Source organism: Mucilaginibacter frigoritolerans (assembly GCF_007830615.1).
In the GTDB taxonomy this organism is placed as follows: Bacteria; Bacteroidota; Bacteroidia; order Sphingobacteriales; family Sphingobacteriaceae; genus Mucilaginibacter; species Mucilaginibacter frigoritolerans.
On the sequence record NZ_VLLI01000002.1, the window covers coordinates 120,802 to 139,627 of the forward strand.

Consider the following 18,826-nt stretch of genomic DNA (forward strand, 5'->3'; position numbering starts at 1 on the left):
ATAGCGCAAAGTTATATTTTATATGTATTGATGCCTAATTCAAAGGCTGATTTTTAGGCTTACTTAGTAAATTAATAAACAGGCGATAAGCCCCGGGTACACCCGCAGGCAATTGCCTGAAAAATGCAAGTGAGGTATAAATAAATCTTCCCTCGCCATAATTGCCTACCACTAATGACCCGTTGTTTGGCGCTTCACCAGGATCGTTCATTTGCAGTACCGTTTTATATTGAGGATCAATATCGCTTACAAAGTATAATCCCCGTTCCTGGATCCATCCGTTAAAATCGTCCTGACTGATCTTATTCGGATAGTTTAATACCGGGCTCTGCTGATCAAGGATGGTTACTTTGGCATCCTCGTCGGTTACCCGTTGGTTTACTACTCGTAAAGGATAGGGGCCAATCTGTTTGGTAACAATGCCTGCATTGTTATTGTATTGAACCAAAAGGTTACCGCCATTTTTTACGTACTCCATCAATTTGGGTTGCTCAACAGCAAGGCGCTCGTTCACGTTCCAGGCGCGTACCCCGGTAATTATGGCATCATAGCCAGACAAATCGCCATTCAAAATTTCGTTTTCACTCAACTGGTGAACATCATAGCCCACCTGTTTAAGTGCATCGGGCACTAAATCACCAGCACCCTGGATATAGCCTATTTTTTTACCGGCTATTTTCAAGTCAACATCAATCAGCTTTGCCTGTGCCGGTAGGAACAAGGTAATATTAGGTACATGATCATATTTAATGTTTAATATACCTAGTGAAAACGATTGGCCGTTTACATTTACAACTGCCTCCAAAGTGGTGGTTTTAGGCTGATTATCCGCCGGGGTTACCGTAAACGCAACAGTCCATTCATCACCTTTATTTTTATTGCTAAAATCAAACTTTTCAGGAACAACCTTCCACCCGGCCATTGGTTTCAGGCTGATACTACCGCTTGCTTTGGTAAAGCTTTTTAGTTTTATCTGTATTGTTTGGGGTATGGTGCTGTTAAAAATATAATCCTTGCTTTCAACATTGGCGGTTACCGGAGGCGCTATGGTAAGCAGCTGATAAACCTCGCCTCTAACAGGGTCAACAAATTTATAAACGAGGCGGCGCTCAAAATGAATCAGTTTACCTTCAATCGTAAATTCAAAATCAGCGGTCAACAGGCCCTGGGTTTCAGGATTCCCTACTGAAAGCTGATCAGGGATATTATAAGTTCCTTGTGTATGGGGCGTTTGCAGCCAGTAAGGTTGTGTTATTTTTGCAGCAAACGTATTTATCGAATAGGATTGTAACTGGTTTGCAGCTATTGCACTGTTATAGCTTTTGGCAATGCCATTAATACTGATGCTGTTTAACTTTACTTTATCGCTATACCTGTCAAGTACCTGCGAATAGACAGCAATACTATCACCCAGGGCATAAGTTGATTCTACGGTGTAACTTTCAAACCATAAACCGGCACAGGCCGCTATCAGGTTATCAAGCTCTTTTACTTTTTGCGCTCGCCAATAAGCATTCTGCACCTTTTCAACCTGATCCAATAATTTCACCAATGCGGGCACTGATTTTTCAGGATGATCTACATCGAAATTTTTACGGATAGTGCTAATTTCTGCAGCAATGGCTTCGCCTCCCTTAATTCTGCTCCAGGTAGCATCTACTCCATCAAGCAGGTCATTTTGCGGAGCATCGCCCAAAATGGTTTTAAAAAATTCCGGAGCTTCACCTCTCTGCCTGGCAGAACCAAAGCCCTGTGTTTTATGGTTTGAGCGGCTTTCGGCAGCCAGTTCGCCATAGCCTTTACCAATTATCGGGTTATAAACGCCCACATCAACCTTAAACTGACCGGGCCTTATGGTGTTAGTGGTGCCAAAGTTAAAGGTATTCCACAATAACCTTTTGGCCTGCCATGTTTTTACATATTGTAGTTGCTCCGGGAAGCGTTTCGGATCGGCTGCAGCGGCAAAAGCCTCCTGCGCCAGTATAGCTGATGAGGTATGATGTCCATGCCCCCCCTCGCCGGTTGTTGGAAACCGGCAAATAATCACATCCGGCCTGAACTTCCTTATCACCCAAACTACATCGCCCAAAACCTTTTCCCTGTCCCATATTTTTAAGGTTTCATCCGGCCCTTTTGAGAAACCAAAATCATTTGCCCTTGTAAAAAACTGCTCGGCACCATCAACTTTCCTCGCTGCCAAAAGTTCCTGGGTACGTATCAGTCCTAATAATTCACCTTGTTCGCTGCCTAATAAATTCTGACCGCCATCGCCCCGGGTTAAAGAAAGATAACCGGTACGGTAGTGTTTTTCCTGGGCGAGATAAGCCAGTAATCGTGTATTTTCATCGTCAGGATGGGCTGCCACGTATAACACGCTACCCAGAACATCCAGTTTCTTAAAATTTTGTTCAATGGTTACCAGATCGGCCGGCGGGGCTGTTTGAGCAAAAGTTAATTGCGAAAAGGATGCCAGTAAAATGGATGCAGCGATTTTAATACGGTTCATGTAAACAAATATATTGAAAGATAATGTGTAAAAATGGAAAGCCCGCCGAAGGTAAATCAAATGTTACTTAAAGAATACAAAGTTAATTTAGAATGTTTTACGCCGATAATCGTCATTTAAATAAACATTATCAGAATTTAATGTGTATTAATAATTAGTTAAAGATTTGAATACTGTAAATTTGAGTACCACTTCGTCGTCTTTATTGTGTTGATTGTCATCATAGTATAATAATAATAGCAGAGCCCTTGCACTCAATCAATCGTTTGATTAATTTTGTGCGAGAAAAGCAATGGATAAAGATAAAATAGATAAGAAAGACCATATCCTGGATGTTGCTGAAAAAATTTTTTCAGACCTGGGATTTGACGGGGCCTCCACCCGGATGATATCCGGCGAAGCTGGCGTAAATATGGCTATGCTTAATTATTACTTCGGCTCAAAAGAGGGCCTGTTCCTGGCAGTTTTTGAAAGAAAAATATCATCATTTCAAACCTTACTGCAAAACATCGGGAATGATGAAAGCATGAGCTCATGGGATAAACTGGCCAAATGTATTGACAACTATGTTGAAAGAATTATCGTTAACAATTGTTTCCAAAAATTAATTAACCGGGAGCTGTCAATGAGTAAACGGTCAGAGCTATCTGACAAAATAACTCAAATATTAATGGTTAATGTTTTGGAAATAAAAAAAATTTTAGACGATGGTATTAAAAACGGCACCTTTTTTAAGGATACCGATACCCCGTTAGCAATAGCTACAATTTTTGGCACCAAAAACTACATTATTAATACCCCTAATATATCATCGCTGATGTTGGGGCATGATGTGCGGGACGAGAAGTATTTGGAAGAACAACTGAAACCCCGTGTAAAGACCTATATGAAACGACTTATAAAAGCTTACTTAGTGAATGACAATGACAACACAAAATAACAAAAAACCCGACCCACACTTACTTAAAAACGTGATCACAATTTTAAAAAGCTATGCTGTTCCTGCTTTGGTAATCACCATGCTGTTTGGAACAACAGCAATGGCACAAGACAGGACAATCACCTTGAAAGAGGCTGTTACCCTTGGCATTCAAAACAGCAAAACTTTAAAGCTTTCCAAATCAAAAATTGATGAAGCTATTTCGCAGTACGAACAGGCAAAAGACAAATCTTTGCCCAGCGCAAGCGCAAGCTTTGGCTATGACCGCGCAGAGATTCCTGCAAATACCATTAAATTTGGAACTGCAAGCATCGGATTGCCTAAAAATGACAACGCATGGCTGGGTACCGTATCAGCAAGTGAAACCATATTGGGCGCTCACAAACTAAAATATGCGCGTGAATCAACCGAGTTGTTGAGCCAGGTATCACGTTTGGATGCGGACAATGATAAAGACCAAATTACTTATGATGTTATAAGCTCTTATTATAACTTATATAAAGTACTGCAAAGTAAAAAGGTAGTTCAGCAAAACCTTAACTCAATTGATCAGCAGATTAAACAATCTCAAAGATTTTTTGACCAGGGTTTAGTTACCAAAAATGACGTTTTACGTTTTCAGTTACAGCGTGCAAACATCGAGCTGAACGGTATTGATCTGGAAACCAATCGTAAAATCATCAACTATAACCTTGATATTATGCTTGGCTTGCCAGAAAACACTAACCTGGCAATTGATACCATAACAGAAGCCGACCGTCAGCTGGCGCCTTTAACTAATTACATTGATACTGCTATGCTAAACCGTATTGAACTTAAACAATATGATTTGCGTACCCAGGTTGCTGAAACCAGCATTAAAGATGTGAAAGCTAACGCTATGCCAACCCTGGCAGCATCGGCACAAGCTTACTACGTTGGTATTGCAGCTGATCCGCTTCCAAAAACCGGCACCTACATAACACCTATCGTTTTCGGGCTTAACTTATCATGGAATTTTTCGACCCTTTGGAATAACAAAAACAAAGTAACTCAGGCTAAAATTCAACGTGAAGAAGTAATTGAAACCAAAAACATAGCCATTGATAATGTTAAAAAAGAAGTAAACCAGGACTATCAAAACTACACGATGGCTTTGGATAAAATAAAGCTTTTACAAACATCCATTGATCAGGCTGGTGAAAACAATAAAATATTGGAATCAAAATATAAAAGCAATATCGCTTCGGCAACTGACCGTGTAGATGCTGAAACATTGCTCTATCAGGCCGAAATAAACCTTGAATTAGCAAAAGCTGATGCAGGACTGGCTTATTATACTTTACTAAAATCTACCGGAAAACTTAACAAATAATAGAAACCTCACAATACAAAAACATACATACAATGGCAAAGGCACACGAAACACAGGAAAACGAAACTAAAAAGAAACCTAATAAAGTACTCCCTATTATATTGGGTACCATACTTGTAATAGGTATCATTTTCGGGGTTAAAGAATATATCTATTACGGCAAACACGTAGACACTGATGATGCACAGATTGATGGCGACATCAGCCCGGTAGTAGCACGTGTTGGCGGATATGTTGACAGCATTTATTTTGAAGAAAACACACACGTTAACAGAGACCAAATGCTGGTAAAAATTGACGACAAGGACTATAAAATAAAATTAGAGCAGGCATTAGCTGCTAAAACAGGCGCAAGTGCAAACATTAACGTTGGTGAATCACAGATTTTTGCTAACACTGCCAATTCATCAAGCGCTAAGGCACAAGTTGAATCAGCTGCTGCACGTTTAGATAAAACCAACAAAGATTATCAGCGTTATGCAAACCTGGTAAAAGACGGATCTGTTACCCAACAACAATTTGACCAGGCAAAAGCTGATCTGGAAGTAGCACAGGCTACTTACAAAGCAGCTCAGGAGCAATATAAAGCAGCTTTGGAGCAAGTTGGAACTACAAAGAGCCAATTGAATGTTACCCACACAGGTGTTGATCAAAGACAAGTTGATGTTGATTATGCAAAACTACAGTTATCATACACTGTAGTTAAATCACCGGCAAGTGGTATCGTTTCAAAAAAGAATGTTCAGGTAGGTCAATTAGTTCAGGCTGGACAAACTTTATTCTCAGTTGTAAATGATAACAGCATTTACATTACCGCCAACTTTAAAGAAACTCAGCTGGATAAAATCCGCGACGGACAAAAAGTTGATGTTGAGGTTGATGCTTTCCCTGAATTAAAATTAAGCGGAAGCGTTTACAATTTCTCGCCAGCTACAGGTGCTAAATTCTCTTTATTACCTCCGGATAATGCTACAGGTAACTTTGTGAAGGTAGTACAACGTATTCCTGTTAAAATAAAAATTAACGGAAGCAAAGAAGATTTGGACAAATTACGCCCGGGTATGAGCGTAAATGTTTCTGTAATAGTTAAAGAATAAGTTTTGAGATCGATAGTCTTGAGTTGATAGTATCTATTTGACTTAAGACTATCAATTTTAAAGTTCAGAAAAAGATAAGTAATAAAAAAATAAACATGGCTGAAACTGGCTTTAAAAAATGGATCATCACCATTACGGTTATCGTAGCTTCCTTGCTGGAGCTGATTGATACCACAATTGTGAATGTATCCTTACCCCAAATACAGGGTAATTTGGGCGCAACTCTCGAGGATGTTGCCTGGGTAGTTACCGGTTATTCGGTGGCAAACGTAATTATATTGCCCATGTCAGGCTGGTTAGGAAGCCGGTTTGGGCGTAAACAATACTTTATTACCTCTATTATTGTATTCACCATAGCCTCTTTTTTATGCGGAAACGCTACCGGCTTAAACGAACTGGTTTTGTTCCGTATTATACAAGGCGTTGCAGGGGGCGGATTAATCTCCACCTCACAGGCAATTTTGGTTGAAACATGGCCACGTGAGCAAATTGGTACAGCAACAGCACTATTCGGCTTAGGCGCGGTTGTAGGGCCCACTGTAGGACCTACAATAGGTGGTTATATTACCGACCACGCTACCTGGAGGTGGATATTTTATGTAAACATTCCGGTAGGTGCCATTGCCGCATTTTGTGCATACACCTTTATAAGAGAAACACCGAAAGAGGCGAAAGGAAAACCGATAGACTGGTGGGGCATTGCGCTTTTAGCCATTTCGGTTGGAAGCTTACAAACCATTTTGGAAAAAGGTGAATCGGAAGATTGGTTTGCAAAAACATACATCCTGATCCTTACTATTGCTGCAGTACTTGGTGTAATCTGCTTTATATGGCGCGAGTTGAGTACGGAGCACCCGATAGTAAACTTCAGCATTATGCGGCATCGAAGTTTTGCCGTGGGTATGTTTACCTCATTTGTTTTAGGTTTCGGGCTCTATGGCTCGGTGTTCGTATTCCCGGTGTTTTGCCAGAACCTATTGGGCTTTACCGCACAACAAACAGGCGAGCTACTGTTCCCGGGTGGGTTATGTACCATTATCATGATGCCGTTTATCGGTAAAATGCTAAATGCGGGCATCCCGGCTCAGTTTATGGCTACCATAGGCATGTTTTTGTTCTTTGTGTTTACCACAATGCTTAGTCATTCAACATTGGCAACCGGGCAGCAGGATGTGTTAATTCCGCTTTTAATAAGAGGGGTAGGTATGGCACTGTTATTTGTTCCACTTACAACCCTGGCCATTGCCGATTTGAAAGGGCCGGAACTTGGACAAGGTACAGGCCTAAACAACATGATGCGTCAGTTAGGTGGTTCTTTTGGTATAGCTGTATTAACAACTATTATCCACATCAGAACAGCTACACACCGCAGTAACCTGTTAACTAATATCAATCCATATAACAACGCCTTTAATCAGCGGCTTAACATGTTGCAGCAGGCTTTTATAGCCAAAGGTAAATCAGCATCTGATGCTATTCATATGGCTTATGCAGCTATTGAAGGGGCGGTGAGCAGGCAATCCCTGTTGCTGACCTATGATGATGCTTATTGGATATCAGGCTTAGTAATGCTATTTTCTATACCATTACTTTATTTACAGCCATTTAAAAAGGCTGTTAAAATGCCGGTAGACGCCCATTAAAAAGTGAAAAGCCGTTTGCTTTATCAGCAGACGGCTTTCCCCAAAAAACTTACAATTAAAATTTTATCAGCCCCCGGAGATTGTGTCCCCGGCTTATTTAATCTAGGTCATAAATTTACAAGTTTTAAACCGAGAAAAGCAAATTTTATTTAATTACAAAATAGTATTTATGAAGAAAAGATGAAATTTTTCGACAATCGTTAAATTATTTCATCTTTTTTAAACTATTTGTTTACAATACTGCTGATTAACGAGCTGGCGAACTTTAAAACAAGTATTTTCAAGCAAACTATAAATTTATAAAGCGCCGGATTTTGTAAGTAATAAGCTTAAAAAAGCACTGATTTAGGGCCAAAAACGCGATAAATATTTTTTTTAAAAAATATCTTGTGTAATTAAAATAGGTACGTATATTTGCAATCCCAAACGGAGTGGTAGTTCAGCTGGTTAGAATACATGCCTGTCACGCATGGGGTCGCGGGTTCGAGTCCCGTCCATTCCGCCAAAAGCATTTTAAAAATGTTCAAAAGCCTTTAAATCATATGATTTAGAGGCTTTTTTGGTTTTAAGCCCCTCCAAAGCGACCCGGATTATTCAATATTTAAGCGCGTCATTCATGACGTCTTTAAAATTGGAAAAAAAGACGCGCTTAAATCAGTATAATTAACTGACTGTCAACATGTTCAAAGATTAAACATCTTGATTTAAAGACGCTGCATTTCGACATTTGTTTAACCCTTTAATGTTCGTTATGTTAGAAAAAAGCTTCGGGCTGTTCTTCTTTCTGAAGAAACCCAAAAATGAAAAAGGAAATGCCAGGTACATTTACCTGCGTTTAACAGTTGATGGCATATCAAAGGATGTGGCCACTAAAAGGCAATGGGATAACCTGCGCTGGAATGCTTCGGCAGGCCGTGCGACCGGCTTAAAAGAAGATGCAAAAGCACTTAACAGTTACCTGGACGTTATGTGTAGCAAGGTCTATCAGGCCAAGAAAATGCTAATGGATGCAGATAAGCCTCTGACTGCTGAAAATCTCAAAAATGTATTGACGGGTCAAGGCGAAGAAAAGCGAATGATCCTTGCAGCGTTCAAGCACCACAATGAGCAAATGAAAGCCCTGGTTGGCCAGGAGTTCACCCCATCTACCTTAATGCGTTATAAGACCGCGCACGATCATACAGCAGCTTTTATACAATGGAAATACCAGATGGGTGACCTTGATGTTAAAGAATTGGATTATGAATTTGTTTCGCAGTTTGCATTTTGGTTGAAGAGTGTCAGGAAGTGCGGGCATAATGCAACAATGAAATATCTCGGCAATCTCAAAAAAATCGTGTTGGAGTGCATTAAAAAAGGTTGGCTGCTTAAAGATCCGTTTGCAGGATTTAAAACTAACAAGAAAGAAGTAATCCGCGTTGCGCTCACTAAAGAAGAACTGAATAATATTGCCTGCAAAGAATTTGGAACCGACAGGCTGAACCATGTACGTGATATTTTTCTTTTCAGCTGTTATACCGGTTTAGCCTATATAGATGTTTACCAATTGAGGCGCTCTGATCTGGTTACAGGTGTAGATGGTGGTAAGTGGATTGTAACGACCCGTCAGAAAACAGAATCTGCTACACGCTTACCGTTGCTGCCAGCAGCATTGAACATTATTGCTAAGTATGAGGATGACCCTAAATGTATAAATAAAGGCTTAGTTCTCCCTGTGCTAACTAACCAGAAAATGAATTCCTACCTGAAAGAGATCGCTGACAGTTGCACGATTACTAAAAATTTAACCTTCCACATCGCTCGACATACGTTCGCCACAACGGTAACATTAAGTAATGGGGTTCCAATCGAAACTGTTTCCAAAATGTTAGGCCATAAATCGCTCAAGCAAACGCAGCACTATGCTAAGATTGTGGACTTGAAAATCAGTGAGGATATGGCCGCCCTAAAAGGAAAGTTAGCAACAATATGATCGGTCTGCAAAATAAAATATGTATAATTTTGAAAATATTAGAGGTGCTCTAACGATATATCTCCATTCAAGCTTATATTGAAGGTAAGCTAATTAGATTTGAACTGTTGCAAGTTATGCAACAGTTCAATAGAATGTAAAAAGATTTCGCCATAGTCCTCATTAAGCAATATACTGTTGTTCGGAATCTACAATTTTATCAATATAACTGACAAAGGCAGGAACGGTCAAGGATTCCTTGACAATTCAAAATGAGATGATCAAGCACTATGTGGGGATTATGATGAATGAGACCACACTATTTCGGCGCAAGACTATAAAGTATATTTGTGAATAAAATCAAGCGGCTACAGAAAGTGAGCTTAATAAAATAGTGTTGCTATCAAGCTTAAGTTTACTTTTCAGTCGTTTTTGCCCTACTAATACATGCTTGCTTTACTTTACTTCCGAAGCTGATAATGTTCAGTTATCATTTGTCGGCTTATCTAAGTACCTTTTTATGTCAGAATAAGCACTGGATACGTCGCCACACCTTATGAGTTTGGAGTGTTCATTACGCCGGATGATGTATAATCTTCTAAAATTAATTTATAAGTCCGAAGCAAATTGTATTTTATGTTTAAATAATATCTTTACGATTATGCTTTACCTAAACTACACACTCTTTTTATACGATAAAACTCCCATCAAACTGCTCCTGCGGGCGATTGCGGATTACCATGACAGCCACCCGGTTTTCATTGCCGAAATTGGTGACTCAATGAATATTAATTTCAAAAGCCATTATGATATTACAGAAATTGAAAACGCTTTTGCAGCACATTTTCCGGATCACGAATACACAGACGATATCTCCAGCGGCAACGAAGAGATTTTATTATCCATAGACCGGTTTCAGGAACCGATCAGCGGGAGTGATTGGGGACAGCGATGGAATGAAGATACTTTGATCAGGCAGAAATATTTGGTCAAGAGCAAAGAACCGACTGAGAAAGTTATTCCTAACTCCACTTTTTGGGTGCTTTTTGAAGATGACCTGAAGGAATACAAAGTTGATATCCGCCGGGGCATTCGTCCCGGCACCGACTTTACCGGATTTTTGGTAGTAAAGGAAGGTGCTACTGAAGGCGAGAAACCCGAGATTCTCTCAGAATTATTACCAGATCAGGGCAGCGCTTTTTGGGAGGGTGTCCGATTGATGACGCCCGGCATTGATCAGGAGTTTCAGCAATTCCAGCAGGCAAAGAAAAAGAAACGTAGAAAAGATCCAAAAAAAACGAATAATGGCTAAGGTTCCTGAAGCGCTGGTTGAAAATTTAAGCGGAAGATTGATGGGCCGTTTAAAGTTAAAATTATTTCATCTGATTGCTGGTCAGCCAAATCTCATGCCCTCCAAAAAGCAATCCATCAGTTATGTAGAAAAGACCGGAAAGCAGTTTTATCCCCTGGGTGAAATGATTGCGGATCTTTTTACCAACGATCATTGTACGCTAATAAGTGCCGCGGACTTGGAAAAAAGCGATAATGTCAATTTAATCCTTGATAAACTTGATCGATACCCTTTAGGTAAAGCGGTGTTTGTTGAAGTGCTGGGTGTTTTTCCCGATATGCCTGTCGGCATTTGGATCAGTAGTTCCCGTAATGATAATGGCCGCAACTTTTATCATCTGTTGATTGTGGAAGATGGGAAATTTCCTGAGCAACTTTTAAACCATATCAATTTACAAGTTTCCGAACAGGATCGATCTGCGGCATTTTCATATTTCGCGGCGGGTAAAATTCAAACCCTTTCAGGGACAGAGTGTATTGCGACTGATGACCCTTGGGTTAATTTGGTTTTTAAGGTGCTTAATCATGTTGTCACTAATCATAAAGAATCAACGATCTCAATGGATCAACTCATTGAAAATAAATGGGATCAACAACTGGCTGACGATGATTTCGTAGTGGACGACCAGGAATGTATGGATCGGATTATTCAGGTTCGGGATGGCCTGATTAGAGCAACAGTCGGTTTAGCGGATCTCAAATATGTTAAGCCGTTTAGCTATGAAAAATGCTTTGATCTCCGTTTGCATGATTTACAGGCCGCCTTGCAGATCGCTGAAACGATTATTAAGGGGGGAATCTTAGTTTATGCTAAGGACGGTTACCTAATCACCAGCGATGACTATCTTTATTACATGGTGCTTCGCCTTCAAAAAATTAAACAGATCAAGGTGGTTGTATTGGGTGATCCTGTGCCGGAGTATGTGAAAATTCTGAGTTCAGGTGGTTTTGAAACTTTGCCGCCCCTGCTCCGGTTGCCCGGGCCGGTAGCTAACAGTAGTGGTCTGGAGCAAAACGAAATTCAGTTAGAACGGTTTTTAGATCAATTACGGATCGTCAATAACACCCGGAGTTTAGTGGATGTCAAATGCGTGGTATTAACCGAAGACCGCCATGGTGATATGCTGGAAAACCTTTTATTAGCTAATGGTTTAGATTTAGATGAATTAAAAGTCATGTCTTATGAAGGGTGTACGAACGTTGGGGCTTTACCAATTGTAATGAGTACTTTACAGCAGATAAAAACTGATCTGATTTTTATCATCCATCGGGATGCAGATTACATGTCGGCGGATGAGTTAGCCGAACTTAATCGAAAATTAGGTAAACTGTGCGTGATCCCGTTTATTACCAAAGGCACCGATATAGAATCCTATTATCTCAGTATGAATCACGTAAATCATCTTTATCCAAATTTGTCCTTTCCAGTGATTCAGACGCTCCTGGATGAGGCTACCGTAGCGGCGCGCTCCATCTCTTTAGATCGGTTAAAAAAACACAGATTCGGTAATAAGTATGAGCCGACTTCATTAGAGGCTAATGTGTTAGGTAGTGATTATGATGCAAATGTTCCGCGGTATCGCTTAGGCAAAAAAACATTAGGATTATTTACCGGCCTGCTGCAAAAAGAATTGGGTAAAAATCCTGAACTGATCAAGCCATCCCCATTTCTCCAAGCGGAAGTTTTAAGAATGGTTGCGAACCAACTATGGCCGGAATGATCAGGGAGTTTTCTAAATCAGCGATTCGGCGCTTATTAGCGGCCAGATCATTACTTTTACCTTAACCAAAACACCTTCCATGATTAGTTCTTTACTTGCGCCATTTCGCAACCTGCGGATTGAGGTTGAAATTGACCCGCTCTTGTTACAACATTTAGATTGCCCCGATAAAACTTCGTTGAATCGTACGCTCACGGTTAACCTCTTTAAATTAATCTACATGATCGGAACAATTCAGACCCGGAGATTTGAGCCGTCCCGGCGGCAAAAGTTTACCGATAAATCCGATTTGCTGGAAAAATTGGATCTCGATACCGGTGAATTTAGAGTCCGCATCGCAAATGTTCAAGGCAATTTGGGTAGTGAAGTGTTAAAAACGCTTTCTGAGGATTTTGGTGTTGGCTTATCTGTTATGGTAGCAACCAAATTATTTAACGTCAAAGATTCTACGATTGAAAGGATTTACGGCAATGACCGTCGGCCGGACTGGCAGTGCCAAACGCAAGCCAACCGCTTATTGGTGGTTGAATGTAAAGGCGCGTCCGATGACGCACGGTCCCGACGCCAGGAAGCAAGGGCGATCCTGCAAAAAGCGACGCGGCAAGCTGATATTCGGGTGGCATCTATGGCTGTGATCAGGGAACATGCCGCCAGTACGACCAGGTTTGTTGACCCGCCCGGTGATGAACCGGATTTAGACCCCGAAACACAGCGGCAAGTTTTACGTGCCGGGCATTATGCCTCTGTTTTTAGCTTTCTCGGGCACAGTGAACTCAGCCGCTATTTTACCAGGATGCGTGCACGTATCCTGCGCACGATCTCCCGCAAACAGCAACTTTTAAAGGACGTAACATTTACCCAGATCAGGGATGCCTACCAGCGTGTCGAATTTTTACAGCGTTCCTATGCAGGGACTTTCAGTCAAACCGGCCCTGGCCAATACCTTTTCGTTGGTGTAGATGTTGATTTAATTTATTACATGGGTTTTCTTGAATTTCAGGATTACAGGGAGGATGTCGATGAAGATCGTGATGGTAACCATTACATACGATTCAAAGACGGGATCTTGGTGATAGAAATCATCAACATCAGGGCTTTTGCCGATGTCGTGGATATTGGCAGTATTCTGAATTACCAGCAATTCACAACACTCAGCGATATCGATGCGATGACAGTAATCTCCCTGGAAAAATATTGGGGCTACGTGCTCACCCAAAATGGTTTTGAGATCAGTTCAAACAGTAGGGGGACAACCGATAGTTTAGACCTTGTTGCTTTCTTAAATGGACAACCTTATGTTTTTGAATTTAAAATTTTCAGGGACCGCCGCATGAATCCGGCACAGGCCGAACGGCTCATTGATGTATTAAGGAATACTACCGCCTACCGGCGGGTATTGGTGACTAACGCACAGGTACCGGCAGCCGGAATGTATGGCCTTGGCGTGATTATCATCGGACGTTTGCAATTGCAGCAGATTGTGCAAAGCCCAACGCGATTATTGGAATTTTTGGATATTTAGCGTTAATCCTTAACTCTTTTACCGGGGCAGCCAGCTATCAAAGCCACGGACGTTGATCAGATAGGCGCAGCTTTCTTTTAGTTGATTAAAGGCTTGCTGTTGCCAATCTCCGCTTTGACTGTAACCCAATAAAGCGATCTGAAGTTCTTTTTGAAACCGTTGCTGTCTGGCCGCTGAGAGGATTTTCCAATAATGGGTGATTAACTCTTGTTGTTGGTCAATCAAATCAATGGCCGGTACTTTATCCCTTTTTTGATTATTTAACTCCGGTTGCGCCGGCAGCAAATTCCACAGGTCATTATTCTTCCAGATACTGAAAGGAATGATACGGTCAATATCGTAGCGGTTAACCTGTTTGCCACTCCAAACGCAGTAAACTTTTCCTTCTGTTTGCAGAATGGTTTGATAAAGGGGTTTAGATTCTGAGATTTCCCTCGTCGTGATGGGGCTTTTCAACACCTCATCTAATACCTGGTTAACCGTAAGGCTTTTACTGGAGGCCTGTACGGAAAACTCAGCCCATTTAAAAAGAATGGCATCTTGGCCATTAATAAAACTCCCCAGCACCTGGAAGGCTTGAAATTTGGCTAGCGGGATGGAGAAGGTGCCAAAAGTTTGAATGAGAAATTCCGCATCGATCTGAAAATGCACGGCGCCGGCGAAGCCGGCCCATTACGCCCCATTATTTTGGTTATCTACAGATCGCTAAAATAATGGGGCGCTTTTAGTTGAAATTGCTATATCCGATCATTCACAATGTCAATAATTGCTTGCCGACAATCGGTTGCTAGTTGGACGATCTGATCTTTTACCTCCGGTTTATCTTTAATGCGGTCTAACAGATAAGGAAATGCCTCTTCATCTTTAAATGCATCTACGGATTCTTTCAAAGAATAATTACCATTTTGATCAGGCTGATTATTTTTGACATCTTTCAATTGATGATTCCTAACATCTGCAGCACAGGCAATAACAAAGTCGCGGATCTGATTAGCTTTCGCATTTTCATCCAGGTGTTCAATACTGTCTTCTAATATTTTCTTTATCTCTGTTTTAAGCGTACTTAAAACATCTTGAGTTTTTCCAACGTAGTCGTGGTCTTGCATTTTATTTAAAATTAAAAAACACAAAGATATTGGTTTAACTTACTTAGAAGCTATATAGCGTTTATTCGTAGCTGAATAATTCGGCTACATTTAGTGTTGTATACCAGTGTTCATAAATATTACATAATCGGTTGATTACCGCACTTAAATGAACCTCAATAGCTGCAGTTTCACCATCATAAATTCTGTGATCTAACTGATTCCAAAGTGGCAGGTCATTAGGGTTAACAAAACTTTGTTTCTCTAAACCATTGAGCCGGATCGAGGGCGGCAGGTTATTACTCTCACTTCTGTTTTCTTCTAATGCCATTGCCCGTAAATTACCGATAGAATTATTCCAGTGCCGCATACTTGCGTTAACTCTGTGCTGCATATAAATCCAACTGCTGGGATAAATATGATCCCAATCCCAAGGAGCATTAGTGTCTTCTAAAGTTTCCATTTGATTGTAATCTTTGAATTTTGAGTTAATGTAATCCCTTTGGGCAAATAAAATCAGGGGTTTACATTGGTACAACTTCCAAAGAAAATTACTCCAAATTGCAGTAGCGCTATTGAGCTGATCAACTTCTGAATCAAAATCCACATCAGCAAATATTTGCTTATAAATTTCCATGATGGGATGATCGGCTGTTGGTGTTAAACCATCGTACCGGGCTAAATTTTCTGATATTTTACCTGTAAGATACGACCTTAGCGTTTGTGGTTTCAATAAAGGGTACATGATCGCTTCCCGATTTTGCACAAATGCTTCTCCTAAAATATTTTTACTCCAAAAGTCACCATTAACGATGTTAAGCCAGTTTGCGCGCACATACTTTATATTATTTCGACCAAACCACGAAAATGCAGTCAGTGCGCAGATGATCCGTTGTTGAGTATCATTGGAAATATCTTCCGGATGCATTTTCAACCAATGCAGTAACATTAGGAAAAGATCGGGAGAATCTTTAATAATCTTTTTTACCAGTACTGGTGGCATGTTAAATTTTCCGGCACTTAATATTAAATTAAAACCGTTTTCAAATAGTTGGCGTGCAGGGCTAATGTTTTTATTGCCAATGAAAATTTTTAGCGTTGTCCTAAATTCCGGGTTACTGATTCGTTTAATAAATTCGTTTACAACAAGTACCGTTGGATATTGGCCAAGGTTGATTTCTGACAATACTAGTCGGCTGGCTAATGAAATTACCTGCGAAGGAGCGATGAAACTGGCCCCAATGCTTTCAACCAGGTCTTTCGCTTGCGGGAAGGATGCCTTGTAAATGGAATAGATTAGTTCTTCACCCACAATCCGGGTACCTGCTGCGTTTAAGCGTACGAATAATGTGGGGTCTTCGCCTTCCGCATCGTCGGTCGTTTTAAGACTTTGTTGCCCAATAATAATGCCGGGGATGGCAATTTGGCTTAACCCCTGTACGGACTGCATTAATCCCCGGTCATCAAAATTTTCATCTAAGATGACTGCACGAACATATTCACCGTATCCTAGCGATCCGGGATCGCAATGTTTGGTTTTGATTGCCTTCGGTAAATATGTGATACATAAATCAGCCAAACTTTCTTTCCAGGAAGCACCCTTATCCTGGATAGCTTGGATAACGAAGGACAGCGGTACTGGCAAATCTGCATCAAAAGGAAACTTATGTGCGTCCGGAATAGTGAGGTAGCTTTGAAAAAGATCACCTTCAAGTTCTTTTAGAACTTCCAAAGCCCTTCTTTTATCAGGAACACTTAATGGGTCGGTGTGCCTAACGCGCTGGTAACCCCAGGGGTGCGATGGTGTAAGTACCCGGATTACGAATTTATGTTGGCTGGTTTCCTGAGTCGGCTGTAAATCAATCCACACAGTTGGTAAATTCTTAACAGACCAGAAATTATTCTCTGCATTTTGCCACGGATTGTAAAGGCCTAGTGCAATACTGGTTGCCCGCTGCTGTCCATCCATCAAAAACATCTGGTCATCTTCACTTTTCGATAACAAAAATGAACCGATAGGATAACCACGTAAAAGAGAATCCCAGAGGGATTCAACTTGGTTAACTTTCCAAACAAAACTGCGTTGCAAAGGAGGAAGTTCAACCCTGGATTCATCAGTTTTCAATTGCCAGTTAGCAATCGTATTGAGGTTAAATGCAGATGGGTGGTCGATCATTAGGCCTGGTTATTATCTTGTGATGCGTCACTTAAGTTCTCTCAGTTGTTTAAATTAGCAGACAAAAATAGAAAATGGCGCAGCATAAACTTCCGGAAGGTAATGAATTCATTGAAGGATTACGTGTTTTAGGAGCGGTTTTAGGTTATGCAACCGAATCAGAGTTTCCGGTGATTGCGACAGATCCCGAAGGAATAGCTGTAGATGTCGCTTGGTTTCTGGAAAAAGGTCAAAAATTCCCTCTATTTATATTTGAAGTGGAAACTACTGCTTCAAATTCAATGGTATATAATCCGCTAAAGGTGCTTTCCAAACCAAACGAAATTTTTGAAAAACCATTATTTTATTTTCAAATAGTATTGAATCAAGGTCAAAATTCATCAAGGATCGATGATTTAAAACGTGCTTATGGCATTTACAATTACAGAGTTTACCGTTTATCACTTTCTGAAGAACTCTTGCTGATCAGCGATATATTATCGCAACACCGGAGGCTTTCAGGAGAATTAGACATCGTTAAGTTGGTAGACTTTATCAAGCAATCGCAATGGGTGAATTTAAGCATCCCTGGTTTAATTAATCAGATTAGACTCTTGGATTTTGAAATAAAATCAGGGGAGTTTTTACAGTCAATTGGAATCTTATCGCTTAAATACCAGGATATTGTTTCGATATATTGCAGCGAGTTAGAAAAATTTTACGCCGCTTCGATAGATTATCATTACGACACTAATTATCAAACGTATATAGGAATGCATTTTCCAGTCGCGTTGCATTTAGGAATTCGGGCTGCAAATGTAACCGGTAAATTAGAAAAAGGATACTGTTTTGAAAAACTCGTCACCTGGCAGAATAACGGAGAGCGTCTTACGATGGTAGGCCCTCATTTCGGTTTATCCCAAGACTATGACCAGTTTTTAATTTATATGTCGGGAGGATATTTTGCGTTACTAGCCTGCCTCTTTGATGGTTTAGATAATAGCCGGATTTATTTTTGTGATGAATTAGAAAAAATAATCAATGCTAGTGCACTCGAGTATAGAATTTTCAATTATCTATGGTTGATGCTAATTGCACCAAGAAAACAAACTGGAAAAACATATATCGATAAAGCATCTCAGTTTTTTGTAGATCAAAATTTCTTTTCAAAAGAAATTGCGGCAAATTTACCTTTCTTGGCAGATGATGAATTGCTTTATGATTTTCAAAACGCACATGATGAGTTTAGTGCTGGCGAATTTTTTAATAAATCTGACTATGAAGTAAATACGGAACTATTGACACAGACGGCAATTGCTGCACTTGTTGACCCGGGGACAAATGAAGAAATAGGCCAAATCTTAAAAGCTTATTTATTAAAACCATAGTTTGATTATTCGCGAATCCCTGTATGATGCCACCTTATTTCGATGATCGGTTTTCGGGATCATTGACGCTATTAATTAAGTTTTTGGGGAAAGAAAAAGTATATTTGAGTAATA

13 protein-coding genes and 1 tRNA gene are annotated in these 18,826 nt (G+C 40.3%); 10 read left to right on the forward strand and 4 right to left on the reverse strand.

All coding sequences use genetic code 11. The annotated features are described in order from the left end of the window. Nucleotides 1-34 precede the first annotated feature (34 nt). Nucleotides 35-2,506: a PIG-L family deacetylase gene (locus JN11_RS04015; RefSeq protein ID WP_144909868.1), complete on the reverse strand. Its 2,472-nt coding sequence runs from the start codon at nucleotides 2,504-2,506 to the stop codon at nucleotides 35-37. 292 nt (nucleotides 2,507-2,798) lie between these two features. Here JN11_RS04015 and JN11_RS04020 point away from each other — a divergent pair, with 292 nt between their 5' ends. From JN11_RS04020 to JN11_RS04060, 9 genes are all read left to right on the forward strand, one after another. Continuing rightward, nucleotides 2,799-3,446: a TetR/AcrR family transcriptional regulator gene (locus JN11_RS04020; RefSeq protein WP_144909870.1), complete on the forward strand. Its 648-nt coding sequence runs from the start codon at nucleotides 2,799-2,801 to the stop codon at nucleotides 3,444-3,446. Nucleotides 3,447-3,477: 31 nt separating this feature from the next. Then, entirely contained in the window at nucleotides 3,478-4,800 is a 1,323-nt protein-coding gene (locus tag JN11_RS04025; protein WP_246138939.1) for a TolC family protein, read from the forward strand. Between the two features lie 32 nt (nucleotides 4,801-4,832). Continuing rightward, on the forward strand, nucleotides 4,833-5,897 hold the full coding sequence (locus tag JN11_RS04030) for an HlyD family secretion protein (protein WP_144909874.1): 1,065 nt from the start codon (nucleotides 4,833-4,835) through the stop codon (nucleotides 5,895-5,897). Nucleotides 5,898-5,992: 95 nt separating this feature from the next. Then, entirely contained in the window at nucleotides 5,993-7,540 is a 1,548-nt protein-coding gene (locus JN11_RS04035) for a DHA2 family efflux MFS transporter permease subunit (protein ID WP_144909876.1), read from the forward strand. 428 nt (nucleotides 7,541-7,968) lie between these two features. Beyond that, nucleotides 7,969-8,045, forward strand: a tRNA-Asp gene (locus JN11_RS04040). 246 nt (nucleotides 8,046-8,291) lie between these two features. Further along, nucleotides 8,292-9,512 carry a site-specific integrase gene (locus JN11_RS04045; protein ID WP_144909878.1) on the forward strand — a complete coding sequence of 407 codons (1,221 nt, stop codon included), beginning with the start codon at nucleotides 8,292-8,294 and terminating at the stop codon, nucleotides 9,510-9,512. 760 nt (nucleotides 9,513-10,272) lie between these two features. After that, nucleotides 10,273-10,803 (forward strand): hypothetical protein, encoded by a 531-nt coding sequence (locus tag JN11_RS04050; protein WP_144909880.1) that lies wholly within the window; start codon nucleotides 10,273-10,275, stop codon nucleotides 10,801-10,803. Continuing rightward, a complete protein-coding gene (locus tag JN11_RS04055; RefSeq protein WP_144909882.1) occupies nucleotides 10,796-12,562 on the forward strand; it encodes a hypothetical protein in 1,767 nt (588 codons plus the stop codon). Before JN11_RS04050 ends, JN11_RS04055 begins: the two co-directional genes overlap by 8 nt. Nucleotides 12,563-12,641: 79 nt before the next feature. Continuing rightward, complete coding sequence (locus tag JN11_RS04060) at nucleotides 12,642-14,084, forward strand: hypothetical protein (RefSeq protein ID WP_144909884.1); 1,443 nt, start codon at nucleotides 12,642-12,644, stop codon at nucleotides 14,082-14,084. Nucleotides 14,085-14,102: 18 nt separating this feature from the next. Here JN11_RS04060 and JN11_RS04065 read toward each other — a convergent pair whose 3' ends face one another. The 3 genes from JN11_RS04065 to JN11_RS04075 form a co-directional block, all read right to left on the reverse strand. Next, nucleotides 14,103-14,735, reverse strand: coding sequence for an HNH endonuclease domain-containing protein (locus tag JN11_RS04065; RefSeq protein ID WP_144909886.1), 633 nt, complete (start codon nucleotides 14,733-14,735; stop codon nucleotides 14,103-14,105). Nucleotides 14,736-14,821: 86 nt separating this feature from the next. Further along, nucleotides 14,822-15,190 (reverse strand): hypothetical protein, encoded by a 369-nt coding sequence (locus JN11_RS04070; protein WP_144909888.1) that lies wholly within the window; start codon nucleotides 15,188-15,190, stop codon nucleotides 14,822-14,824. Between the two features lie 61 nt (nucleotides 15,191-15,251). Then, entirely contained in the window at nucleotides 15,252-17,345 is a 2,094-nt protein-coding gene (locus tag JN11_RS04075) for a DUF262 domain-containing protein (protein ID WP_144909890.1), read from the reverse strand. 74 nt (nucleotides 17,346-17,419) lie between these two features. On the opposite strand from JN11_RS04075, the gene JN11_RS04080 reads away from it, so the two are divergent. Continuing rightward, complete coding sequence (locus JN11_RS04080; RefSeq protein ID WP_144909892.1) at nucleotides 17,420-18,712, forward strand: hypothetical protein; 1,293 nt, start codon at nucleotides 17,420-17,422, stop codon at nucleotides 18,710-18,712. Nucleotides 18,713-18,826: the final 114 nt, after the last annotated feature.